Source organism: Pseudoflavonifractor sp. An85, from assembly GCF_002161235.1.
Lineage (GTDB): Bacteria > Bacillota > Clostridia > Oscillospirales > Oscillospiraceae > Enterenecus.
Genome location: NZ_NFHE01000036.1, coordinates 1 through 23901, shown reverse-complemented (window position 1 = coordinate 23901; position 23901 = coordinate 1). Strand labels below are relative to the sequence as shown.

General features: G+C 58.6%; 25 protein-coding genes and 1 riboswitch. Of the genes, 4 read left to right on the top strand and 21 right to left on the bottom strand.

The features are described from left to right. Window positions 1-313: 313 nt before the first annotated feature. From B5G37_RS12560 to B5G37_RS12550, 3 genes are all read right to left on the bottom strand, one after another. Window positions 314-1003, bottom strand: coding sequence for a YjjG family noncanonical pyrimidine nucleotidase (locus tag B5G37_RS12560; RefSeq protein WP_087258204.1), 690 nt, complete (start codon window positions 1001-1003; stop codon window positions 314-316). Next, complete coding sequence (locus tag B5G37_RS12555; RefSeq protein WP_158099421.1) at window positions 1000-2235, bottom strand: threonine/serine exporter family protein; 1236 nt, start codon at window positions 2233-2235, stop codon at window positions 1000-1002. The genes B5G37_RS12560 and B5G37_RS12555 overlap by 4 nt, the downstream gene beginning before the upstream one ends. A gap of 133 nt (window positions 2236-2368) precedes the next feature. Beyond that, window positions 2369-3019, bottom strand: coding sequence for a hypothetical protein (locus B5G37_RS12550; RefSeq protein WP_087258198.1), 651 nt, complete (start codon window positions 3017-3019; stop codon window positions 2369-2371). A 181-nt stretch (window positions 3020-3200) separates the two neighbouring features. On the opposite strand from B5G37_RS12550, the gene B5G37_RS12545 reads away from it, so the two are divergent. From B5G37_RS12545 to B5G37_RS12535, 3 genes are all read left to right on the top strand, one after another. Then, on the top strand, window positions 3201-3605 hold the full coding sequence (locus B5G37_RS12545; RefSeq protein ID WP_087258194.1) for a hypothetical protein: 405 nt from the start codon (window positions 3201-3203) through the stop codon (window positions 3603-3605). A gap of 189 nt (window positions 3606-3794) precedes the next feature. Beyond that, entirely contained in the window at window positions 3795-4298 is a 504-nt protein-coding gene (locus tag B5G37_RS12540) for a helix-turn-helix transcriptional regulator (protein WP_087258191.1), read from the top strand. A gap of 4 nt (window positions 4299-4302) precedes the next feature. Next, complete coding sequence (locus tag B5G37_RS12535; RefSeq protein WP_087258189.1) at window positions 4303-4545, top strand: hypothetical protein; 243 nt, start codon at window positions 4303-4305, stop codon at window positions 4543-4545. 38 nt (window positions 4546-4583) lie between these two features. Here B5G37_RS12535 and B5G37_RS12530 read toward each other — a convergent pair whose 3' ends face one another. The 3 genes from B5G37_RS12530 to B5G37_RS12520 all read right to left on the bottom strand — a co-directional run bounded on the left by B5G37_RS12530 (window position 4584) and on the right by B5G37_RS12520 (window position 8681). After that, window positions 4584-6338, bottom strand: a complete 1755-nt coding sequence (locus tag B5G37_RS12530) for a HAMP domain-containing sensor histidine kinase (protein WP_087258186.1) — start codon at window positions 6336-6338, stop codon at window positions 4584-4586. A gap of 2 nt (window positions 6339-6340) precedes the next feature. Continuing rightward, a complete protein-coding gene (locus B5G37_RS12525) occupies window positions 6341-7012 on the bottom strand; it encodes a response regulator transcription factor (RefSeq protein ID WP_087258181.1) in 672 nt (223 codons plus the stop codon). Window positions 7013-7472: 460 nt separating this feature from the next. Further along, the gene (locus B5G37_RS12520; RefSeq protein WP_087258178.1) at window positions 7473-8681 is read right to left on the bottom strand and encodes an IS110 family transposase; all 1209 of its coding nucleotides are present in this window, start codon (window positions 8679-8681) and stop codon (window positions 7473-7475) included. A gap of 290 nt (window positions 8682-8971) precedes the next feature. On the opposite strand from B5G37_RS12520, the gene B5G37_RS15045 reads away from it, so the two are divergent. Further along, window positions 8972-9895: a hypothetical protein gene (locus tag B5G37_RS15045; protein ID WP_143482950.1), complete on the top strand. Its 924-nt coding sequence runs from the start codon at window positions 8972-8974 to the stop codon at window positions 9893-9895. Window positions 9896-10282: 387 nt separating this feature from the next. Here B5G37_RS15045 and B5G37_RS12515 read toward each other — a convergent pair whose 3' ends face one another. From B5G37_RS12515 to B5G37_RS12445, 15 genes are all read right to left on the bottom strand, one after another. After that, window positions 10283-11107 (bottom strand): MurR/RpiR family transcriptional regulator, encoded by an 825-nt coding sequence (locus B5G37_RS12515; RefSeq protein ID WP_087258175.1) that lies wholly within the window; start codon window positions 11105-11107, stop codon window positions 10283-10285. Window positions 11108-11131: 24 nt separating this feature from the next. Continuing rightward, window positions 11132-11959: a PHP-associated domain-containing protein gene (locus tag B5G37_RS12510; protein ID WP_087258172.1), complete on the bottom strand. Its 828-nt coding sequence runs from the start codon at window positions 11957-11959 to the stop codon at window positions 11132-11134. Window positions 11960-11977: 18 nt separating this feature from the next. Next, window positions 11978-12811: an energy-coupling factor transporter transmembrane component T gene (locus B5G37_RS12505; RefSeq protein ID WP_087258169.1), complete on the bottom strand. Its 834-nt coding sequence runs from the start codon at window positions 12809-12811 to the stop codon at window positions 11978-11980. Next, window positions 12798-14513, bottom strand: a complete 1716-nt coding sequence (locus tag B5G37_RS12500; RefSeq protein WP_087258166.1) for an energy-coupling factor transporter ATPase — start codon at window positions 14511-14513, stop codon at window positions 12798-12800. The genes B5G37_RS12505 and B5G37_RS12500 overlap by 14 nt, the downstream gene beginning before the upstream one ends. Before the next feature lie 3 nt (window positions 14514-14516). Further along, on the bottom strand, window positions 14517-15368 hold the full coding sequence (locus B5G37_RS12495; RefSeq protein ID WP_087258163.1) for a cell division protein FtsQ: 852 nt from the start codon (window positions 15366-15368) through the stop codon (window positions 14517-14519). A gap of 176 nt (window positions 15369-15544) precedes the next feature. After that, on the bottom strand, window positions 15545-16342 hold the full coding sequence (thiD, locus tag B5G37_RS12490; protein WP_087258160.1) for a bifunctional hydroxymethylpyrimidine kinase/phosphomethylpyrimidine kinase: 798 nt from the start codon (window positions 16340-16342) through the stop codon (window positions 15545-15547). Beyond that, window positions 16339-16989, bottom strand: a complete 651-nt coding sequence (gene thiE, locus B5G37_RS12485) for a thiamine phosphate synthase (protein ID WP_087258157.1) — start codon at window positions 16987-16989, stop codon at window positions 16339-16341. Before thiE ends, thiD begins: the two co-directional genes overlap by 4 nt. Next, window positions 16976-17791 (bottom strand): hydroxyethylthiazole kinase, encoded by an 816-nt coding sequence (thiM, locus tag B5G37_RS12480; protein ID WP_087258154.1) that lies wholly within the window; start codon window positions 17789-17791, stop codon window positions 16976-16978. The genes thiE and thiM overlap by 14 nt, the downstream gene beginning before the upstream one ends. Window positions 17792-17813: 22 nt before the next feature. Further along, window positions 17814-18332, bottom strand: a complete 519-nt coding sequence (gene thiW, locus B5G37_RS12475) for an energy coupling factor transporter S component ThiW (RefSeq protein WP_087258151.1) — start codon at window positions 18330-18332, stop codon at window positions 17814-17816. 250 nt (window positions 18333-18582) lie between these two features. After that, window positions 18583-18689: riboswitch (TPP riboswitch) on the bottom strand. 58 nt (window positions 18690-18747) lie between these two features. Continuing rightward, complete coding sequence (locus B5G37_RS12470) at window positions 18748-19311, bottom strand: chromate transporter (protein ID WP_087258147.1); 564 nt, start codon at window positions 19309-19311, stop codon at window positions 18748-18750. Further along, window positions 19308-19889 (bottom strand): chromate transporter, encoded by a 582-nt coding sequence (locus B5G37_RS12465; protein ID WP_087258144.1) that lies wholly within the window; start codon window positions 19887-19889, stop codon window positions 19308-19310. The genes B5G37_RS12470 and B5G37_RS12465 overlap by 4 nt, the downstream gene beginning before the upstream one ends. 152 nt (window positions 19890-20041) lie before the next feature. After that, a complete protein-coding gene (locus tag B5G37_RS12460; protein WP_087258141.1) occupies window positions 20042-21493 on the bottom strand; it encodes a M56 family metallopeptidase in 1452 nt (483 codons plus the stop codon). Window positions 21494-21495: 2 nt separating this feature from the next. Then, entirely contained in the window at window positions 21496-21870 is a 375-nt protein-coding gene (locus tag B5G37_RS12455; protein WP_087258138.1) for a BlaI/MecI/CopY family transcriptional regulator, read from the bottom strand. Window positions 21871-21962: 92 nt separating this feature from the next. Then, the gene (locus B5G37_RS12450; protein ID WP_087258136.1) at window positions 21963-23285 is read right to left on the bottom strand and encodes an MATE family efflux transporter; all 1323 of its coding nucleotides are present in this window, start codon (window positions 23283-23285) and stop codon (window positions 21963-21965) included. A gap of 311 nt (window positions 23286-23596) precedes the next feature. Next, window positions 23597-23901: IS3 family transposase (locus tag B5G37_RS12445; protein WP_143482949.1), on the bottom strand; the 305-nt coding region annotated here is incomplete at its 5' end.

The following is a 23901-nucleotide window of genomic DNA, read 5'->3' as shown; positions in this document are numbered from 1 at the left end:
GTGGGGGTAGCGTCCGGGGTGGGAGCAGCTGTGACGGCCGCAGGCCGCTGAGTTGGCTGGACGCTGGCTGCGGGGTCGTCGGACGGGGACTGGGCAGAGGGCTTGCATCCGGCCAGCAAAGTCGCCAGACAGGCTGCCGCCAATATATATGAAAATACGCGAGTTTTCTTGCTCATGGTTGAAGATCTCCTTGTATTCCGCTAACTTCAACTCATGATATCACGGGGGTACGGGGGGGTCAACTACAAACCGGTAACAATGTATTAGGAGAGTCTTAATTTTGGCGAAAATATGTCAAAGATGGCAGGATTGCTCATTCCAAAATGTGGATGATTTCGTCGTAAGAACGGGCGGTGTAGGTGGGGTGAGTCGGGCCGGTGAGACTCTGGCCGTGAGGGTTATACCAGATGGTGTCGATGCCTGCCCGATTGCCCCCTAAAATGTCGCTGCCCAGGCCGTCTCCCACCATGACCACGGTGGAGCGGTCGGTGATGGACAGGGCGTCACACACCTTGTCGAAGAACTGGGGCATGGGCTTTTGCACCCCCAGCTCCATGGAGATGAACAGATGGGGAATGAGGGTGTTGAGGTGGGTGCCCTCGTAGCGGCCCCGCTGGGCGGCCGGCATGCCGTTGGTGGCAATGGCCAGGGTCAGGCCCATGTCTTTGAGCTTCTCGCAGAACTCCCAGGCCCCAGGGAGCAGGTAAGCTCCCTTGCCCACGGTGTTGACAAACTCCCAGTTCCAGGCCCGGGGGTCGTGGTGGCCGCCCCGCACCCGCATGAAGGCGGCAAAGCGCTCCACCCCCAGAAAGTCCTGGTCGATCTCGCCCCGGGCAAAGGCGTCCCAAAGGGCGTTGTTGATTTTTTGGTACAGGGCCTCCTCCTCGGGGCCGAAGTCATAGCCCCGGCGGGTAAAAACCTCCCGCAGGGCCTCTCGCTCCGAGCGTTCAAAGTCCAGAAGGGTCATATCGGCGTCCAGCAGGACGGTTTGATAGCGGCTCATGGGCGAAGAACCTCCTTTCGGGAACAGTACATGCGCACGGCGGTGGACACCAGCAGGGTGCCCAGGGCAATGCAGCCGGAGATGCCAAAGGTACGGATCAGGGTTTCCAAAAACAGCTGGGACTCCCCCCGGATGGCGTAATCCACCGCCTGATACACGGTAAAGCCGGGGACCAGGGGGAAGTAGGACACCACCAGGTAGGAGATGGAGGGGCATTTGCGCAGTCGGGCCATGATTTCCGCGTAGATGGCCACCCCCACTGAGGCCGCCAGGTTGGAGAGAAACACGTTGCCCGTCCACCACATCACCGGCAGGTACACCGCCCAACCCAGTGCGCCGCCCAGGCAGCACAAAAAGGAGCCTGTGCCCCGGACATTATACAACAGACAAAAGCCCAAACACCCCATAAAAGCGTAAAAACAGTACTCCGGGGGGGAGTAGACCGGGATGGTGGTCAGCCCCACGGCGGAGGGGAACAACTGATGACACAGGGAGATGGCCGCGCCGGTACCCAAAGCGATGGCCCCGGCGGTGAGCACGGCCCGGGTGAAGGTGGACAGACCGGAGACGATGTCCCCGGTGAGCAGGTTGCTCATGAAGTTGGTGAACACCAGACCGGGGACCAGCACCATGATGGAGCCTACCACAGCGGTTCCGGGGTTGATGGGAAGGCCCAGCCCTAAGGCCAGATAGACCACCAGGGCCAGGACAAAGCCGCTGACCATGGTGTTGATGAAAAAGTTGGAGCGGGTACGGCTGAGTAGTAGCATGCAAAGGCCGCACAGCAGACCGGACACGCCGGCCACCAGGGCCTCCATCCAGCCGCCGGAGAAAAACAGGGAGAAAAACACGGAACCCACAAAGTAGCCCACCAGCTGGTACCGGGCGGGGTAGCGGCGGATGTTGGCCGCCGTCTCCCGCACCTCCCATAACACCTGTTGGGGGTCCTGGGGCGGGTCGGCGCACAGCTTGCGGGACAGGGCGTTGAAGCGCTCAATACCTTCGATGTCGGTGCCGGACACAGTGGCCTGACGCATACGGGTGTGCACCCGGCCCTCCGGATCGGTGACAGAGACGATGAGGCAGTTGGGAATGGCAAACACCTCGCATTGCAAGTGATAGGCCCGGGCCAACCGGTGCAGGGTGTCCTCCACCCGGTAGATTTCGGCGCCGGAGTGGAGCAGTCCCAGCCCCAGCTCACACCAGCTCTCCACCAGCAATTCGTAGTTCATTCCCATCTCTCCTTCCTGGGTCCATTCAGCTCAATGAGTATACCATATCATGTCCGGATTGCAAATCTCTTTGCAAAAAAATCCGGCGGCTGTAACCTCAGGTTACAGCCGCCAGGGGACGAATTAAGCCACGTTATTCGATGGTGAGGGTGGCCAGCATGGCCTTCTGAAGGGCCTGATACTGGGCAGCGTTTTCCCCGTCCATGACGTAGGACTGTTCCACCAGCAAGGTGCTGTGCTGGGACAGCTCCAAAATCCAGAACTGGCGGAACACCCCATCCTGGGGGCTGACCACCAGGGTATGGGCGGTATAGTTCTGGCTGCCCACGGTGACCTGTTGGCCCAAGTCGGGAATCTTTTCCTGAAGGATGAGGCCCTGGCGCACCGTGGCAGCATCCATGCCGTTGATGCGGCTCACCGACAGGTAGTTGCCGGTGCTGATCATGTAGGCGTCCCCGTTTTCCCAGCCTTGGCGGGTGAAGGTGGCGGGGTCGTAGACCAGGGAATAACCCTGCACGCTGTAGTGGCGCAGGCCGGACAGAGTATGAGAACTGCCATCCAGCTCATAGGACAGAGGGGTTTCCACGTCGGGCTGGTAGGCGGGGACATCCCGGGCTTCGTCAGAAGCCTGGGCATCGGGGGAGGCCGTGTAGGTCTCCACCAGGGACTGGCTGGAGGAGCTGGAGGCCTCAGAGGGAGCGGGGGAGGGGGTGGTGGTTGCGGTGCAGGCGGACAACAGGCCGCAGGCCAGAAGAGCCATCACACACAGGGGAGCTCGGCGCATGGAAACACCTCCTTTACACGTTTTTGTACCTGTATTATATCGGTGGGCTGTCCGTGGTACAACAACAGTACGGTTAAGAATGGTTACAATTTGTTTACGTCAAAGAGAATTGACACCAGGGCGGAGAGTGGCTAAAATAGAGAAAATACACCCATTACATGGAGTTAGGTGGGACCATACCATGGAAGAATTACAACGACTGTATGAGGACTATTTGGACCTGGTGGCCCAGCTGCAGCGGGACCGAAAGCCCTTTGAAGGGGCCTTTGGCCTGGGTGGCGGACCGGCAGCCCACCCCTGTCACCAGCAGTTTGCCAAGGACGTGGAGCAGGCGATGGCTCGGGTGCCGGAGGAGCAGCGGCTCCAGGCCATTGAGTATATTTTCCAGCAGGCTCTGGATCACAAGGGGGACCCCCTGGTGTACTGGATGTTCATGGCGGTGCACGGGGCCACCCTGCCCTATCTCAAAGGCCTGACCTCCCAGCAGGCCAGGGATTTGCAGTGGTGGTATGAAAAGGCGTACCCTCGCTCTGAGCGGATGCCCTGTCAGAAGCGGGTGCTGTCCACCTTGAAGAAAATGCGATAATCCACGGGCTGTGGCTCTGCCGCAGCCCATTTTTTCCGGAGAATCGGGGAATTTTGGCTCAATCAACCGGTGGTTGAGGGGGAAATCCCCGGTTGGTTGCGTGAATTTGAGGGAAATCAACGGATGTTCCCTTCCGTTTTGTGACAGCCGCGGGTAAGCTAAGGGTACCAACGAAAAGGAGCGATGGATATGGAACACACATTGGGGAAGAGAATTGCCGCCCTGCGCCGGGACAAGGGGCTGAAACAGGATGAGCTGGCCCAGCAGTTGGGGGTCACCCCCCAGGCGGTGAGCAAGTGGGAAAACGACCAGACCTGTCCCGACATCACACTGCTGCCAAAGCTGGCCCAGATTTTGGGGGTGAGCGTGGATGAGCTGCTCTCGGGAAAGTCCCAGGAGGAAGAGCCGCCGGTGAAGGTGCTGCCGGTGGAGCAGCGCAAGGACTTGAAGGATATGGTGCTGCGCATTGTGGTGGACTCCGCCGAGGGGGACAAGGTGCGGGTGAATCTGCCCTTGGCTCTGGTGGAGGCGGCCATGGACATGGGCGTGGATATGACCCAGGTTACCGGAAACGACGCTCTGAAGGGCATCGACCTGGGCAAGATTTTGGATTTGGTACGCTGCGGCTCGGTGGGCAACCTGGTGGAAGTGGAGTCCGCCGAAGGGGATATCGTGCGCATTTTCGTGGAGTAAGCCCATGCGGATCGTAGTCAAAGACAAGGACTCTCATATCAACCTCCCCATTCCCACTCGGCTGGTGGTCAACGGCCTGACAGCGGGGGTGCTGTGCCGGGTACTGGAGAAACAGGGCATCTCGGTGACCCGGAAGCAGTTGATGGTGTTTGTCCACGAGCTGCACCGGTTTCGCCGCCGCCACCCCAAGTGGACCCTGGTGGAAGTGGTGGGCCACGAGGGCGAACAGGTGAAGATTCAGCTGTAAAAGAGGAGGACTCCGGCGAAAGCCGGAGTCCTCCTCTTTTACAGTGTTACCGTAAATTGTACCCCGCTGGGGGTGGTTTGGGCGGTGCAGCTGCCTCCGTGGAGCTGCACAATGTGCCGGACGATGGCCAGACCCAGCCCGGTACCCTCCCCCGGGGCGGCGTCGGGACGACGGTAGAAGGGCTCAAACAGCTGCTCCAGCTCTCCCGGCGGAATGGGTGGACAGTCGTTGGAGATGACCAGGGTGGTGTGACCGTGGGGGGCGGACACTTCCACTCCAATCTCACCCCCGGCGGGGGTGTATTTGATGGCGTTGGTGAGCAGGTTTTCCACCACCTGGGCCATGCGGCCCCGGTCGGCCAGGACGGGGGCGGGGGATTCCAGGCAGGTGGACAGGCGCAACCCCTTGGCCTCCAGGGCGGGGGAGAGTTTGTCCAGGGTGGAGCGGGTGAGCTGAGACAGGGAGAAGCTCTCCCGGCGCAGCTTCACCCGCCCTGCCTCCAGCCGGGACAGATCCAGCAGTTCCAGCACCATGCCGTTCATCCGCTCCGCCTCGCTGCAAATGGTGGCCAAATACTTCTCCCGTTTGTCCTCGGCGATGTGCTCTTGCAGTCCCTGGGCGTAACTGCTCACCACCGCCAAGGGGGTTTTCAGCTCGTGGGCCATGTGGCTGGTGAAAGTGCGGCGGTGCTCCTCGGCGGTTTTGGCATAGGTGAGGGCCTGGTTGAGCCGCTGAATCTCGTCCTTTTGTTCCCGCCACTGGGCCCCGTGGGCCTGGAACTGCTCCTGGAGGCGGTGGCCCTCTTCCCAGCGGCACACCTGGCTGGGGCGCAGCAACAGCCACTGCTGCCGGGTGGCCAGGGCCTGGGACAACTGCTGAATGGGAGAGAGCAGCTCGTGGCAGAGTACCCGCCGCACTCCCACCAGGACCAACACTCCCAGCCCCAGGGTGAGCAGATACACCCACCACAGCTGCTGGGCCGCTTGCAGCCAGGGGCAGCTCCACGCCCCGTACACCAGAAAGCCCTGTTGGGTGGGGGCCACGCTCAACATCAGCAGGTTGGGACCTGACCACAGGGGGTAAGACCCCCACGTTTCCCTGTAGTCCGGGCTTAGGGTCTGTACCAGCTGGGCCAAACTCTCATACTGGGTGCTCCGGTAGGTGAGGGGGGAGTTTTTGGGGGCAAAGCAGGTGTGAAACCGTGTGGCGTAGAGGGTAACGGTCTGGGCATCCTCATGGATCGCTGTGGGATTGTCGTACAGAGAAACCCAAGTGGGGGTCTGTGCCCCTGTGGACCAGACCGAAATGGTGCGAGGGGTGAAGATGGTATCCACCAAGATCCCCTCCAGACGCAAAGGCTGAGAATTTTCTTCCAGAAGATTTTGCTCCATGGAGAACTTTGCTCCGTCGGTGAGAAAGTCCGGGTTCAACACCGCCCGGGTATAGCGGCCCGTACTCTCCACCCCCGCCTCATATTCTTCCTGGGTGAGGTACTCCAAGGAGACAAAAGTCTCCCAGCTGCCCCCCAGGCAGTTACCCTGGGTGTCAAAGAGGGCGGAGGTCACCTGTAAACCCGGGGTGCGCCAGCCGCTCACGTCCTCCCAGGGTAGGTCGGTCTGGGTCTGGGCTTCATAGGCCCGGGACCCCATCCAGGTCAGTGTGGTCTCTGCCTGCCGGTGGGCAAACACGGCGGTGAGCAGTCCCATGCAGATGAGCCAGGGCACCAGCACCACCAGGCCCAGCAGCACGGTGAGGGCGGGGAATGCCCGGGGACGGCGTTTTGTGTCCCTCATGGTCACCCCTCCAATCGGTAGCCCGCCTTGATGACGGTGCGGATATGGCTGGCCCAGGGGCCTAATTTCTCCCGCAGGCGGCGGATGTGGGTGTCCACCGCCCGGTCATCCCCCTGGTAGTCGTAGCCCCAGCCGTGATACAGCAGCTGTTCCCGGCTCAAAACCTGGCCCCGGTGTTGCATCAGACACAGCAGCAGGGCGTACTCCTTGGGGGTGAGGGGGATTTCCTCCCCCTCCAGATGCACCTTCTGGGCGGACAGGGACAGGGCCAGGCCGTCCAGTTCCAGACAGTCCCCGTGGCGCACACTGCCCCGGCTGCGGCGAATGAGGGCCATGGTCTTGGCGTACAGCACCGACAGGGTAAAGGGCTTGGTGACGTAGTCGTCCGCCCCCACCTCATAGCCCAGAAGGGTGTCCTCCTCGTCGGACAGGGCGGTGAGAAAGACGATGGGCACGTCCTGGGTGCGGCGCAGAGCGCGGCACACGCTGCGCCCGTCCAGCTCGGGCATCATAATGTCCAGCAAAATGGCGTCAAACCGCTGCTGCTGGGCCAATTCCAGGGCTTCGGCCCCGTGTTGGGCCTCCACAGGGCACACCCCCTTGCTAGCGAAGTAATCGCAAATCACCTCCCGCAGCCGGGGCTCATCTTCGGCAATCAATATGCGGGTCTCCATGTCCCCACCTCCTTTTACCCGTATCATACGGGGCGTATGTGTATTCTCTGTGTCATTGTGATAGAAAGATTTGGACTCAACCAGACTGAGAGGGCGGCAACTGCTCATGCGCGGTAAAATACCGCACATGAATTTGGTAGACAGCTAGCTATATATTCCGGTGAAACTGCACATCATTTACAATAAAATATAAAAGTTCTTACATTAACCATATTCCAAATAAGAACGCATAGCTATGGAAGAAAAATATTGACAAAAATAATTTACAAAAATAAGGGCGTGTAGTATGATTTGCACATAGATTGTGGTTGGGAGGTTTTCTGATACTGTAAAGACCTGCTAACAAAAGTCAAGTAGAAATTTCAGGTTTTGGGAGCAGCGAAAAAGGCAACACAAAATCAAGCCGCTGAGCAACTCAAAATCGAAACGGCGGCCAGCCAGATGGTATAGCGCAGGGAAATCAGTCGTGTTCCGGGGAATCCAAATAGGCTTTCACAGAAGCGTAGTAGATACGCAAGAACTTGTTGGCGGATGCCATCATGTAGACACGGTATGGCTTGCCCTCAGAGCGTTTCTTGTTCATGAACTGGTAGACCGGCTCATCCATTGGGGCACATTGCAGGAGGACGCCCATCACCAGGAAAAGTGTCCTGCGCAGTGAGGCAGATCCCCTCTTGGAAATGCTGCGGCTGCGGACATCTATTTGGCCAGATTGGTAGGGCGGGGCGTCAATGCCTGCAAAGGCCACCAGCGCTTTCTTGGAATGAAAACGGCGCACATCGCCAATTTCAGCTATGAGTTGGGGGCCGAGTGTAGGGCCAACACCAAACATTTCCATCACTACAGGATACTCCGGCAGAGAAGCTGCCAGAGACTGCATCTCCTGCTTGAGAGCAGCTAATGCGGCGGAAGTTGTCTGGAGTTGGGAAATGGCCTGTTCTACCAAAAGTTTTGCCGTATTTGTTTTCGGCATGACACCGAAGCGTCCACAGGCAGAGGCATAAATATCCAACGCCTTATCTTGGCTGAAATTGTAGCCGTGCTTTCTGCACCACTTCTGGTACTTGGCGGTAAAGGCTTTCTTAGACAGACCACAGACACACTCGCAATGCCAAAAAGTGGCGACAAAGTCCACCCACTTCTCACTGCCATCGGCGCGGGGCGGACTGGTAAACAGGCGGTTTGCGTCTGGGAAAGCGGTGTCCAGCAGGGAGATCAGGTTGTTTTTCAGCATGGTCTGTACTTTGGAATACTGCTGGTACTGCCGGTAGCAGGTCTTCAGCATGAGCCGGGTGTCCTCTTCCGGAACATATCTCGGAAGTGTGAGCCAGTGGTCAAGGCCGTAGTTGGCCAGCTTCACGGCATCCTTCTTGTCGGTCTTGCCCCGTCTTAAACTGTTGTTCCCGTAGTCGTGCACCAGCATTGCATTGACTACGGAGACATAAAACCCCGCGCCGTGGAGTAGCCAGGCCACCGGCGCATGGTAATTGCCCGTGGATTCCATCACCACACGGGTCTCACCGTCCAGGTTTTTGAGCAGCCTTGCCAGCTCACTCAGTTCGCTGGCGGTGTGGCGCACTTCAAAGGGTGAAACCACTACTTCTCCGAAGGGCCGCATGACTGCAATCATGCTCTTACCTTTGGAAACATCGATGCCAACGCAGTTCATTCACATTCCTCCAACACAAAGAATCTGCAACCGGAAATCCATCTTTTCTCGCTGCCGATTCAATCTATTGGGTGACACGAACTCTCCGGTATCCGGTGGCTCAACCTGCTCAAATCGAACGCTGCAACAAGAGGATGGCTAACAGTCTTTCCAACGGACATAAAAGCCCAAGGAGGCAAGGGTCAGCCAGTTGCTCCTCTTATTGTAGCTTAGGCACGAGATGGAAAGAAAGCCGGACTGGCTGCCCGGCTTTCCTGTCCAAATTTATTGTAATAGGAGGTAACAAGTAAATGAAAAAAGTGATAAGCGTTTTAATGGCAACTTTATTATTCTCATTATCCTTCACAGCAAATGCATTTGCTCAATCATCAGTTGATAATAATTTAAAAGTTGATGAACTGTTAGAAAAAAGAGCGGAATTTATTTGCTTGGAACAATGGGATAACGTAGCTTCTATTGACCAACAACTAGAGCAATTAGGCGTTGAAAAACTTACTGCTCAAGAAGTCGAAGAACACTTTGTCAGTGTTACCCCGTATGTATCAACACCTGTTTCTAGTAACGTTACATGGTTCTCAAGTCGAAGGGATTATACTTATGGCGGGGTTATATATGAAGTTCAAACATTAACTGCCCAGCCAAATCAGAATAACTCACAGTTAAAAACTAGTGGAAGCCGTGCAATTGCATCTAGTTATAAATGGAAAGCTGGAGCGATGAATGCACTTTCTGTTGTGGGTTCAGCTCTTGTAGGGGAAATTCCAGGAGCTTCTCTTTATTTAACAGTATTTGAAACAGTAAGTGGTTTTGTAAGTGGCATATCTAAAACTACTGAAATTTCTTCTGCCGAAATTGTATATTCATATGCTCATACAACAACTGCCTCTTTTAAATATGTGAAGGTGAAAGGACAATCGGATGACTATCAAAGCTTAACTTATATCTCAACAATGGGAACAACCGCTGTTGGCTATCAGTATCCTACTTTTAGATATTCTGGCGGTTCAGTACAGCCTAATATTATTCAAGGTCAACGTACAATTAATTCTATTCCAACTGGATATAATAGCAATGCTAATGCGGTAAAAGCTTATCTTGACCCTTATGCGCCGACTAGAGCATTTGTTGGAAGAATAAAGATTACTGGATTGGAAAGCAAGTCTATTTCTACGATTTCGCCAGCTTGTCCACAATTTCCTAGTCAGGTTTACTAAAAGGCATGGGAGCATGGGATAGATACATGAAAAGAGTGAAAATAACGGGCAATGTTTTGCTGATCGTAGGGCTGATATTACTGACAGTTGGGTTTTTTTTCCCTGGTGAGACTCCTGTTCTGTCAATTACAGGAGTGATCGTAGCTTGTGTAGGCTTTTTGTATTTCATGATTTGCTGGCGTTGCCCACGTTGCCACAAACATTTGCCCTTTCATGGCATGCTGGGAATGACAAATTGCCCGTATTGTGGGTGCGAGCTGGATTCTTAAATGCAAAATAGAAAACCTCCTATCCATCGCACGCAGGCCGATGCTCTGTGTCATTGTAGCAAAAAACTTCCCACAAAAACACCCCACCCCTCTGGGCGTACCCAGAGGGGTGGGGAATTTATCTGCCATATTGGTCTTTCAGTTCTCGAATCCGCTCCAGATGGGCCACGGCGGCCGCCCCCATGCGGCGGGATACCGCCAGCACCAGGGCGTCCACCACCGCCACTGGGGCGGACATGGCGTGGTACTCGTGGTCCTCCCCCCGGTACACCAGTAGTTGGGCCGTGGGGGGATGGGGCAGATGGTAGTAGGTTTTGCCGGTGAACAGCAGGGTGGTATACCCCGCCGATTTCTGTTGAGCTAGGAGAATGTGCCCTTCTGGGGAGATTTTGGAGAAATGGAAGAGCACCACCACGTCCCCCGGGCCCAGACCCGCCACGTCCTCCAGCAGCTCACTGCCCCCGTGGGCGATGCGGTGCACGTCCAACCCCAGACGGCGCAGCCGGAACTCCAGCAGCTGGGCGGGGGAGCGGGAGGCGTTTTTGGCAAAGAGAAACACCCGCTTTGCCCCCTGGAGCAGCTCCACGCCCCGGTCAAACTCCTCCCGGTCCAGCACATCCAGAGTCTTTTGTAGGTGGTAGTGCTGCTGTTCCATCCAGTATTGCAGCAGGTTCTCGCTGCCGGTTTCCAGGGTGTTGGCCAGCTTGCGGGCGGGGCCGGTCTGGCCGCCCTGGGCCATCACCACCCGTTTCAGGTGCTTGAAGTCGGTGCACCCCACATGGCGGGCAAACCGGGAGACGGTGGCATCGGAGATGTGCAGTTGTTGGGACAGCTCCCCGATGGACATACACAAAAAACGCTCCCGGTGCTTGGAGATGTAGTCCACAATGGCCTGTTCGTGGCCGGTGAGTTTGTCCGGGGTGGTGGGGAAAGTCAGACACATGGGGAAAGCTCCTTTGGTATGGGGTTAGGCGCCCTTGGCAGCCAGAACGGCGGGGGACTCCTGGTCTCCGGTCTGGAGCAGGATGGACACATAGTCGCCGCCCAGGGCGTGAATCTCCTTCAGGGACCGCTTGAGCAGGGTGGCGGTGGAGACCTTGAAGGCGGCCTCGTCGTGGACACAGATGGAGTAGCGGCCCTGGTCCATTTCCTCCTTTAACTGGGCGAAGGTGTCAAAATCCGCCTGGAAGTTGGTGCGGATGCAGCCGTACTGCACCGCCTGGTGGGTGTCGCTGCCCGCCACCACCGGGCGTTGGAGCTGCTGGCCCAGGGTGTAGGTGAGAGACTCGGTTCGGGCCCGGTCCTGGGCCACGTCCTTGCCGTTGAGGTCCAGGAAGTCCAGGCGAGCAAGCTGCTGGGCGGGCAGCTGGGGGATGTGGCCCCCTTCCCGGAAGGGGTGTCCGCCGCCTACCAGCACCGGGTACTGGTCAAACAGGTCCAAAAGCTTCTCAAAGGGGAGAAAGTGGCCCTTGGCTTTGTAGGGCTCCAGCCGCTGGTTGAGCTCCAAAATGGCCTCCATGGGGCCGATGGACAGAATGTGGCCCCCCTCGGCAATGTCGGTCTCCATGCCGGGGAACACCTTCAGACCGTCAAAGACAAAGGCGTCCCCCTGGGGGGTGCCGTGGGTGGCGATGTAGCGGTAGAGAAGGTCAAACTGCTGGGTGTTGAAGTGCTCGGTGAGACAGATGGCGTCCAGGCCGGATTGGTGGGCCTGGGTGAGCAGCCAGTTGGTATAGGGGATGGAGAAGGGCAGATACTTGGCCAGCTTCCCGTGGGTGTGAAAGTCCAGATACATGTTGATTCCTCCCGATGGTCAAAGCAGTGTGGATACCAGTACGGTGATGGCCACCCAGAGGAAGGAGAGGGAGAGAAAGAGCAGGTCGTCGTTGCCCACCTTCAGGCAGGAGAGCTTGATCTTCTTCACGTCCTTGTTCACGGCGGCGTAACGGTAGCCCTTGATTTCCAACACCTCCACGGTGGTGCGGGAGCGTTTGGCGGTGTTGAGCATCAGGGGATAGAAGGCGTGGATGATGATTTTGATTTGATAGACCAGGTAGCGCACCTTGCCCACCAGGGTGTCGTGGGCAGGGGGATTGCCCCGCAGGCGGTAGGACAGGAGCACGTTTTGGAACTCCTCCATGAGCAGGGGCAGCATCCGGTAGGCGTAGGAGATGGAGAAGGACAGCCGCTCGGGGCAGCCGTACCACATCAGGCCGTTGGCCAGCCGGTCCGGATCCAGGCCGGAGAAAATGGTCACCGAGGCCAGGGACACGGTGGCCACCTTCAAGGTCAGTACCAGTAGGGGCTGGATGGCAGAGGCGTCCCCGCCGAAGAGCAGGGTCACCAGCAGCAGATAGCCGGTCTGGGAGAACACCCCCAGCACGAAGAGAAAGAGCACCAATCCCGCCACCCGGGCCAGCTTGGTGGTCACTGCCACCAGCACAAAGCAGCCCAGCAAAAAGGGCACATCATTGACAAACCAGGGCACCAGTCCGAAAAACAGGTACCACACCAGCAGCAGCCGGGGGTCCATGGCGGCAATTACCGTATCATTGTTGCCGTAGGCGTTTTTCAACACCTGATTGCGGAGAAAGTCCATGGAAAACTTGTCTAAAATGTTTTCCGACAGTTTTTCAGCCACACGCATATGCCCCACTCCTTCCGGTAAAACAGTTGAGAAATTCGTCGATGGTATAGCACAGGGATTGGGGACACAGGGCCTGGCCCATGGAGAAGATCTCCGGGGGACGGATGCCCACCTGGGCCACCACGTCCCGGTTGCCGAACACCTGGTCCCGGTTGCCGTCGGCCACCACCTGGCCCTGGCACAGCACGATGATGCGGTCGGCCCACTCGCACACCAGCTGCATGTCGTGGGTGGCGATGACCACCGTCTCGGTGGTGGCCTTCACGTCGCTCAGGGTGCGCATGATCTCCTTGCGGGTGGCAATGTCCAGGTTGGCGGTGGGCTCATCCAGCAGCAGGATGCCCGGGTTGAGGGCAATGCCGATGGCCAGGCTGGCCCGGCGCATTTGCCCGCCGGACAGCAGCCGCCCGTCCCGGTCTTGCAGTGCCTCCAGGCGGAACCGCTGGAGCAGCTGTTGGGTGCGGGCCTGGGTGTCGGGGTAGCCCCGCACCTCCATGGCATAGGCAATGTCCTTGCCGATGGAGTCTTTGATGAACATATCCTCGGGGTTTTGGTACACCATGGACACCTGCCGGGACAGGGCCTCCGCCTTCACTGAGCGGATGGAGCTGCCGTTGAGGCGCACATCTCCCGAGGAGGGCTTCAAAAGCCCCACCATCAGCTTCATCAAGGTGGATTTTCCCGCGCCGTTGGAGCCGATGAGGGCGATTTTCTCCCCTCGGCGGATGGTGAGGTTCAAATCCCGGTACACCTGGTGAGGGTCCCCCTTCACGGTGCGGTAGGACACCCCCACGTGGTCAAACTCCACCACCGGCTCCCCCATCACAGGGGTGGGCACAAAGGAAAGCCAGGTGGGCTGGGCTTTGGGGGTGAACACGTCCCGGCCCTCGTCTACGGTGGTGGGCAGGTGGACGGCGGGGGAGAGCGCCCCTTGCTGCTGCATGCGGTGGGCGGCGATGGTCACCTGGGGCGGGAAGATGTTGCAGTCTTGCAGCTCCTCCACCCGGCACAGAGCCTCCCGGGTGGGCAGGGTCCACTGCACCTGGCCGTCCTTCATGAGCATGACGTGCTTGCAGTAGTCGGCGATGTACTCGGTGTGGTGCTCAATGACGATGATGGTCTTGCCGTACTGCTGGTTGAGCTGGCGCAGTACCCCATAGATGCGGTCGGCGTGCATGGGGTCCAGCTGGGCGATGGGTTCGTCCAAAATCAGCACCTCTGGCTTCAAAGACACCGCCCCGGCCAGGGCCAGCAGGTGGGTCTGGCCGCCGGAGAGCTGCCAGATGAAGTCCTGCTCTTTACCGGTGAGGCCGCACCGCTCCAGGGCCCTGCGGCCCCGGTCCAGGTAGTCGGGCATGGCGTAGTTTAAGCAGGCGTAAGAGGCGTCGTCCAGCACGGTGGGGCGGACGATCTGGTTTTCAAAGTCCTGATATACGTATCCCACCTTTTGGGCCAGCACCCCGATGTCCGATTCCAGGGTGTTGAGCCCGCAGGCGTTTACGGTGCCGGAAAACTCTCCGCTGATGAATTGGGGGATGAGGCCGTTGAGGGTCTTACAAAAGGTGGACTTCCCGCAACCGTTGTTGCCAACGATTGCGAGAAAGTCCCCTTGCTCAATATCCACGGAGATGTTTTTCAGGGTGGGGGCCTGTGCCCCGGGGTAGGAATAGGTCAGGTTGCTCAGCTCAATGACGTTGGCCATGGATTACACTCCCTGGACAGCGGCGTCCTTGTGGGAGCGGGTGCGCATGACCAGCACCACCACCACGGCCACCACAGCGGCCACTACCATGCCCACAGCCAGGGCGCTGGAGCTTCCGGCCCAGTCGGCTTCCCAATCCACCAGAGACATACCGCTCTCGGCCAGCATCTCTGCGCCAATGGCCGCGGCGTAGGCCACCACAGAGCCCAGAATCACATTCCAGCCGATGTTGCCCAGCCAAGTCTTGTCGGTGCGGGGCTGCATGCCCAGCAGGGGCTCAATTTTGCCGTACAGCTTAGGTACCAGGAACAGGGTGGGCAGCAGGCAGAACAGGATGCCGGAGAAGAGCACGTCGTTGAGGCAGGCAAAGCCTTCGGTAAAGAACACGCTCTCGGGCAGGCCTTCCACAGCCTCGAAGTCGGACACGGCAAACTGCACCTTCAAAATGTCCACAATGGTGCCCAGCAGCTGCTGGATGACCACACCGGAGAAGGCAGCAATGCCCACCATCTTCACGTTGCGGGGGTCACGGACCAGACGGCCGGCGATGTACACACCGATGGTGACGGTGATGAACTTCTCCAGCTCACCCAGGCCGCCGAACTGACCCAGCATGATCTCGCTGAATACCAGCTCGCCGGTGGCAGCGCCCAGGGCGGCAGACATGGGGTCAAAGAGCATACCCAGGGTCAGGGGGATGAACAGGAAGTACTCCACGGAGAACTCCACAAGTCCCACCTGGAAGCTGGGGATGAGCTCGGTAAACAGGGTGGCCAGGCCGTACAGGGCCATGGTGAGTACGAATACCATCAGTTTTTGGGACTGATTGGCGGATTGTGTTTGCATGTTGTTCATGAAAATCCTTCCTCTCGGATTTGGTTTTGGATGCTCTTGCATACAACCCGTATTGTAGTCCCCCTTTGTAAAGAACAATAGCAGAGGAAGGTAAAGTGTCGGTTATTTTTTCACCATGAAAATCCGTGAAAATATTCTTTCATTTGTATATATAAAAACAAAACAGGACTTATTCCTCAGAATAAGTCCTGTTTTTTTAATGCGTAAGCGTGGTTCAGAGGACCGGATCCGTGGCCCAGATCCAGCATGTCCGCCAAGGCCCCCGACAGGTACGCCTTGGCCCGGCGGATGGCCTCCTCCAGGGGATAGCCCTGGGCCAGGTAAGCGGCCATGGCGCTGGACAGGGTGCAGCCGGTGCCGTGGGTGTTGGGATTGTCAATGCGCTGACCGTGAAACCAGGTGAGGGTGCCCTTTGCATAGAGTAGGTCGTTGGCATCCTCCACACTGTGGCCACCCTTGCACAGCACCCCGCAGCCGTAGGCCTCTCCCAGGGCCTGAGCGGCCTGCTCCATCTCCCGGGGGGTAGTGATGGAGCGGCCCAGAAGCTGCTGGGCCTCGGGAATGTTGGGAGTGATGACGGTGGCCAGGGGGAAGAGCTTTTCCTTCATCACCCCAATGGCGGAGTCTTTGGACAGGGCCGCGCCGCTGGTGGCCACCATCACCGGGTCCACCACAATATTTTGGGCATGGTAATGGGTGAGCCGGTCCACGATGACCTCCACCAGAGCGGGGGAGGAGATCATACCGATTTTCACCGCTTGGGGCGGGATGTCCTGGAACACGGCGTCCAGCTGCTGGGCCAGAAACTCCGGGGGTACGTCCAAAATCCCCGTCACCCCCAGGGTGTTCTGGGCGGTGAGGGCGGTGATGGCGGACATGGCATACACCCCGCACAGGGTCATGGCTTTCAAATCCGCCTGGATGCCGGCCCCGCCGCTGCAATCGCTGCCGGCAATGGATAAGGCTGTTTTCATTTCTGCACTCCTCCCAACATCTGTTGTACCAAGCCGGACAGTTCTTCGGCGGCTTGACCTGGGTCTTCCTGGGCGAAGATGGCGGATACCACCGCTACCCCGTCCACGCCGCTGCCTGCAAGCTGCATCAAATTATCCCGGCTCACCCCGCCGATGGCCACGGTGGGGATGGGCACCGTGTGGCAGATGTCCCGCAAGGTGTCATAGGGCAGGTGCACCACATTTTGCTTGGTGGAGGTGGTGAACACGCACCCCAACCCCAGGTAGTCTGCCCCCGCCTCCACCGCGGCCAGGGCCTCGGGGAGGTTGTGGGCGGTGACCCCCACGATTTTGTCAGGCCCCAGCAGGGCCCGGGCCTGACGGGGGTCCATATCATCTTGGCCCACATGGACTCCGTCCGCCCCGCAGCGCAGGGCCAGGTCCACGTTGTCATTGATGAGGAAAGGCACTGAATACCGGTGGCACAGCTCCCGCAGGGCCACCGCTTCCTGAAAACAGGTGTCCGGGTCCAAATCCTTCTCCCGCAGCTGCACGCAGGTCACCCCGTGCTGCAGGGCGGCCTCCACCTGCTCATACAGGGACAGACGGCCCACCCAGGCCCGGTCGGTAACGGCATACAGCCGCATGGTGTTTTTATCGCACTTCATAGTTGGCTTTCTCCTCCAGTTCTTCCCCGGTGAGGGTGCACAAAGCGTCCAGCAAGTAGGTTTGGTAGCTGCCATTGCCATCCCGGGGCCCCATGCGGGTGTAGGCCAGCTCCCCACACACCCCCATGGCGCACACCGCCGCCGCCGCGGCCTCCAGCGCCTGGTCTGGGCTGGCGGACACATAGGCCCCAATGAGAGCGGAGAGCATACACCCGGTGCCGGTGACCTGGCCCATCATGGCGTGGCCGTTGCGCAGCACAAAGGCCCGGGTGGCATCTGCCACCACGTCGGTGGCCCCGGTGATGGCCACCACCGTCTCCCGCTGCTGAGCCAAGGTGTGGGCCAGGGCCAGGGTCTGCTCCAGGGGGTCCTGGGCATCGGTTCCGCTGGCATCCACCCCGTGGGCGTGGCTGTGGCCCAAGGTCAGGGCCTTGATCTCTGAGACGTTGCCCCGAATGGCGGAGAAGCGCACCTTCTCCAGCAGCATGTGGGCGGTACTCGTGCGCAGAGGGGAGGCCCCCACCCCCACTGGGTCCAGCACCACCGGATGGCCCAGGGCGTTGGACATCTGCCCAGCGGAGACCATGGCGGGGATGGTGTGCTGGTGGAGGGTGCCCAGGTTGAGCACCAGACCGGCGCAGCCTGCCGTGATATCCGCCGCCTCCCCGGGGTCGTCGGCCATGATGGGGGAGGCACCACAGGCCAACAGAAGGTTGGCGCAGGGGTTGGCGGTGACGTAGTTGGTGATGGCGTGGACCAGGGGGGCGCGGGTGCGCACCCGGTCCAGGAAGGGGGAGAACATAGACGGAAAGCCTCCTGTTATCTCAGCAATCAAGTTTCTGCTGCATCTGCTTCACTGCTCCGGCCCGCTCCAGGGCAAAGAGAATGATGCCAGAGAGAATGGCGCCACCGGCGGTGGACACCAGGAAGGGGATGATATAGGCGTAAAAGGCCACCTGGGCGGCATTGGCACCCATAAAGAGAATGGCCATGGGATAGGCGCACAGCCCGCCCAGCACGGCGGTGCCAAACACTTCAGCCACCAGGGTGGGCAGCAGACGGTGGGTCTTCCAGTACACCACGCCGCACAGCAGCGCCCCGCACATGCTGCCCGGGAAGGCCAGAAGGGTGCCCAGGCTCAGCAGGTTGCGCAGCAGAGAGGCGGCAAAGGCCACCCCCAGGCCGTACCAGGGGCCAAGCAAAACCGCGCAGAGGATGTTGACCATGTGCTGCACCGGGGCGCACTTGCTGCCAAAGACGGGGAAGGAGAAGATGCTGCCCACCACGGCCACGGCGCACAGCACACCAGCCAGGGTGAGTTTGAGTACTTTGTTGTTTTTCATGAAAGGTACACCTCGTAAAGGTTCCGGGAGAAACGGCATGAGACAGCGACGCTCCCCTCTGGAACGTAGAATGGTCGGTCGAGACTTGCTGGTCTCCTCTCACGCCGGAACACGGCTTCCCATCGCTGTCTGACTCAGATTCAGGGCGCTCCCCCTCAATCCGCCACGGGCTTACCGTGGATGCCCATTTCCCTCCTTTTCCAAGGTATACAAAACCAGGAGACACCCGTGGGGATGCCTCCTGGTCAACATGCGATCCAATATGACTCCCTACGGCGGCATGATCCGCATCAGGTCAAGGGTCGAAGCGATACGGCTTCCTCTCAGCTTGCCTCACAAGCTCCCCTGTGTTTTGATTGTAAAAGTGATTATACCCCTCAAAGCGGGGGATTGCAAGAACATATTACAAATTATCTCAGAACAGAGAAAAGAGAATCAGACCCGCCAGCCCCGACCCGGCCATGACCTGGATGGGGTTGACCTTCCACCGGCGCAGCACGAAAAAGGCGGCAGCGCACAGAAGCAGCGCCACCACATTGACCTGGGAGAGGTCGCTGGGCAGGGTGGAGGCGCCACAGGTGGCGGTGAGAAACAGGCTGATGCCCGCCGAGGCAATCATGGCAATCACCGCCGGACGCAGCCCCGCCAGAATGCCCTGCACCAGACTCAGGCCCCGGAAGCGGTAGTAGATAAAGGCCAGGGTGAGCACAATGATGCAGGAGGGAAAGACACAGCCGATGGTGGCCACGATGGCCCCGGGCAGTCCCGCTACCAGGGTGCCCACAAAGGTGGCGGAATTGATGGCAATGGGGCCGGGGGTCATTTCCGCAATGGTGACAATGTCGGCAAATTGGGTCATGGACAGCCAGGGGTGTACCTCTACCACCTGGTGCTGAATCAAGGGCATAGCGGCGTACCCGCCGCCGATGCTGAACAGGCCGATTTGAAAATAGCTCCAAAATAACTGTAAAAAGATCATGCCGGCTCCCCCTTCTGGTGGTGCTTGTCCTGGTATAAGGTGTCCACCGCGCCGATGATGCCGCAGATGAGAATGATGAGGATGATGTTGACGGCAAAAAAACGCACCGCCACAAAGGCCCCCAGCAGCACCAACACCGGCAATATCCGGTGCTGCTTCCAGATGAGGCCCACCATGTCCACCACCACGTCCAAAATCACCGCGGCCACGCCGCACAGCATGCCTGCCATCACCAGGTTTACGATGGCGTTGTCCCGGAAGGCCTGGTAGAACAGGGAGATGATGGAGATGATGACCAGGGGCGGGGTTACGGTACCCAGTACCGTCAACAGCGCACCGGGAATCCCCGCCACCCGGTAGCCCAGCAAAATGGCGGCGTTGACCGCAATGGCCCCGGGGGAGGACTGGGCAATGGCGGTCATGTCCAGCATTTCCTGCTCCTCAATCCACCTCAGTTCCTCCACAAATCGCTTGCGCATCAGCGGCACAATGACAAAGCCCCCGCCAAAGGTGCAGGCGCTCAATTTGAAGACAGAGAGAAACAACTGGGCGAAGGTTTTTGCGTCGGTTTTTTTCATGCGCTCACCCTCCTTCGTGTTGTATGATAGCACGGGCCTTGGAAGAAGTAAAACACTATCTGGGCCGCTGCTCCTTTGCGTGGAAGGAGAAGAGGGGACAAAACTGCTCCCGTTCCAGATTGGGAACGGGAGCATAAGGAACATAGAGACGGTTATTGGGAGGCGTCCCCCGTGACCAGCTGAGCCAGATAGTCCAAATCCACCCCTTGGGCCACGTAATAGTAGTAGGAGCTGCCGCCGGTGGTGAGCACTACCATGTGGGGATAGAGATGGACCAGATGGTCCGAGCCGGGGGATTGCATCTGAAAGCTGAAGGTGTCGTCCCGGTCAGAGAAGGTGTAGTTACCCTGGATGGAGGTCAGGGTCAGTTGGGCTAGGTAGCGGTGAAATGCCTCCTGCTCCACCGGGGAACGGTTGGGGGAGAGGGGACGGTCATGGGTGCGAAATACCTCCACCGTGTACTCCTGCGCAGAGTAGGTGTCGTAAAAAAGGGACTGCCCCGAAGTGGTACCCCAGGCCAGAGCCACCCACCCGGAGGTCATGGATACCAGGAAGAAGGCCAGCCCTGCCACGATGGCTCCACTGGAGCGGACAGCAGGGGAGAGCACTTGTTTGAGCCGGTGGCGCAGGGTGGAAGCGGAGGCGGAGAGACAAGTGGTGAAACCTCGGGCATCTCCGGCGGTATCCAGCAGCAGGGCGGCGTATTCCTTCCGCTGCTCCGGCTTGGCAAAGAGGAGCACTGTCTCGTCACAGCTGAGCTCCAGGTCCTGGGCACAGCCTTTCATGGCCACCCACATCAGGGGGTTGAACCAGCAGATGGCGGTACAAAAGAGAAGAAAAAACTTGGTGGCGCTGTCCTGACGGGCCAAGTGGATCACCTCGTGGTGCAGCACCCAGTGCAGTTGTTCCGGGGTGTAGCTGCGTTGGGGCAGCACCACCCGGGTGGAGCGGGGGAGCAGACCCACGGACAGAGGGGTGGTCACCGCCGGGGAGATTACCAGCTGATAGTTAGGGTTGCGCAGCCCCGCTTCCTTCAGAGCCTCCTCCCAGATTTTTAGGGCCTGGGGGTGGGTGACGGAGTAGGCCGGGGTGAGGATGCGGCGGCGAAAACGCAGGTGCTGAACCACGTACCAACCCAACACCCCCAAGAACCCCACTAGCCACACCCCGAAGAGTAGGTGAGGCCACCGTACAGGAAGGGCCAGCACCCAACGGGGATGGGGCAGCCGATAGACTTCCTGAACGGTGAGGTAGAGCAGATTGGGGATGATCCACAACATGGCACAGGTGCGGGCGCTGATGCGGCCCCGCAGCAGGGGGCGTAGGGCCAGCAACATCAGGTAGTAGACGCTGATGTGGAGAAACAGCCCGGCACAGGTTGACACTGTGGTCTCCATTGCCCCGATAAATCCATAAAACGGGGAGAGAATCACCGGGAGGATTACCACAAACAGGGGTAAGATCCAGGCTGGATAATAGGGAGCATAGGTGGGCCGCTTGCCCAGGCTGGGAATACCATCATAGCCCTCTCCCCGGTCAAAGCGAAAGTAAATGCCGATGGCCAGGGCCAGAGACAGAACCAGGAACAGGATGGTTCGCAGCATACTCACTCACCTTCTTCCAAAAGCTTGCGCAGCTCTTGCAGTTCCTCCTTACTCAAGCCACTGTCACACAAAGCAGAGGCAAACACGGACAGGTTGCCGCCGCACAGCTTGTGAAAAAAGCTCTTGCTCTGGGCGGCCAGATAGTCCTCTTGGGTGACGTTGGGGGCGTAGACCCGGCTGCGCCCCACAGGCTCCACGGTGATGAAGTTTTTGTCTTTTAGCCGGGTGAGCAGGGTCAGCAGGGTGGTGGTGGCCATGGGATGGGTGGCCTGGAGCCGCTGCTCCAGCTGCGCCCGGGTGGCGGGGCCGTCACAGGCCCACAGGGCCTGCATCACCTCCAGCTCGGCATCCGGCAGACGACGCATGGAATATGCCATGGTATCCCTCCTCTACACTTGTAGTATCTACTTATATTCTACAAGTGTAGAGGAATGTTGTCAAGGGGGGATTGCCTCCAGAGTGGGGGAGGTCAACAGGGCTCAGCCTGGTACAGCGCCCGCTTTTTCCACGCCATCACCACAAGGCTCAACCCTGCGGTGGCCAGCTCGGTGGCGGGGAATGCAGCCCACAGGCCGGGCATGCCCCACAGGGAGGAGAACAGACATGCGGCCCCGAGGATGCCCATGCACCCACGGAAAAAAGACAGGGAAAAGGCGGCTCTGGCCTGCTCTGTGGTGCTGAAAAATGCGGCTGCGAGATAGTTGTGGCCTACAAAGAGAAAGCCGATGAAGTAGATGCGAACCCCGGTCTCGGCCAGGTACTGCAGGGTGGGATCTTGGTCCCCGTTGAAGCAAGCCACCAGGGCGGGGGTGGCCAGGTAGGCGATGCTGACGATGGACAGGCCCACAGCCAGAGCCAGCCGCTGCCCCTTCCGGTACAGGTGCAGGGCCTGGTCCACATGTCCTGTGCCATAGGCACGGCTGAGCAGAGGTTGGATGCCCTGGGAGAGGCCGGTGAAGACCGCCAGTACAATCAGGGCCAGATTGGCGACAATTCCATAAGCGGCCACCCCAAGGGTTCCGGACATTTGGACCAGCAGCAGATTGAAGACCACCAGCACCACGCTGGAGGAGAGCTCGTTGACAAAGGAAGCCAGGCCGGGTGCGGCCAGGTTGGACAGGTGGGAGGGCCGGATGGAAATGGGGACGGGGTGGAAGGTGTGGGCCCGGGTGAAAAAGTGGATGGATGCGGTGGCAAGCCCGATGGCAGGGGCCAGACCTGTGGCCAGAGCGGCCCCAAACATCCCCATGTCCAGAGGATAGATGAAGAGATAGTCCAAAACAATGTTGGAAAGACTGCCCACCACCATCACCGCCATGGCCAGCCTGGGGTTGTCGTCGTTGCGCAGAAAGCACATGAACAGGTGGTTGAGCAGGAAACAGGGGGCAAAACTCAAAATGGTGCGCAGATAGGTGGTGCACATGGGGAGAATGTCCCCACTGGCACCCAGAACCTGGGCCAGTGGTCCTGGGAAGAGCTGGCCTACCGTGAACAGGCACACCCCAAGGGTCAGGGCAGCCACCAGGGAGGCGGTAAAGGCCCGGTTGGCCTCCTTCTCCCGCTGCTGGGAGCGGAAAATGGCGTAGTGTGTGGCGCCGCCCACGCCCAGAAGCAGGCCCAGACCGTTCATAAGGCCAAACACGGAAATGGAAATGTTCAGTGCGGCCAGCCCGTCTGCCCCTAAATGATGGGAAATGAAAAAGGTGTCGGCCAGAATGGTTCCCGAGGAACCCAACATGCCCAAAATACTCAGGGTGATATATTTCCAAAAATCTCTCTCGATGGTTGCCATAGGTACCTCCTTGTGCGATGCGATCTGGGCAAAAAGAAAAGGCGCTTAAATGCATTCCTTCTAAGATCTACGGAATACATTTAAGCACCTAACAGACATTCATCCGATGACAAACGTCGTATGCCAGCTATGAAATTGAACTACGCTAATTTACTATACAGTCCGGCAAAAGTCAACCCACACATTTTGGAAATGGAGCCCCTTTGGATGGGGAAAAGCCCGGACGTTGGATTGAACTGCTCCCCGTCAAGAGGACAGTGAAAAAATATAAAGTTTTCCCGGCCAGTAGCCTATGTGCTGCTGGCCGCTTTTTATGCAGCGAGATACAGCTCGTGCTTCTCCATCGGCGTCAGCACGCCCAAGTTGCGCTGTACTCTCCTGGTGTTGTAGTAGTGGATATAGTGTTGAATCATCTGGACAAGTTCTTTCTTACTGGTAAATCGTCTGCCGTAGTAACGCTCCCGCTTTAAGATGCCCCAGAACCCTTCCATGGGGCCATTGTCAATGCAGTGGGCCACACGGGACATACTTTGTGTCATTCCTGCCTGCACAAGCTTGTGGTGGAAGGTTCGGTTGGTATACTGAAACCCTCTGTCGCTATGGAACAAGGGGTGAG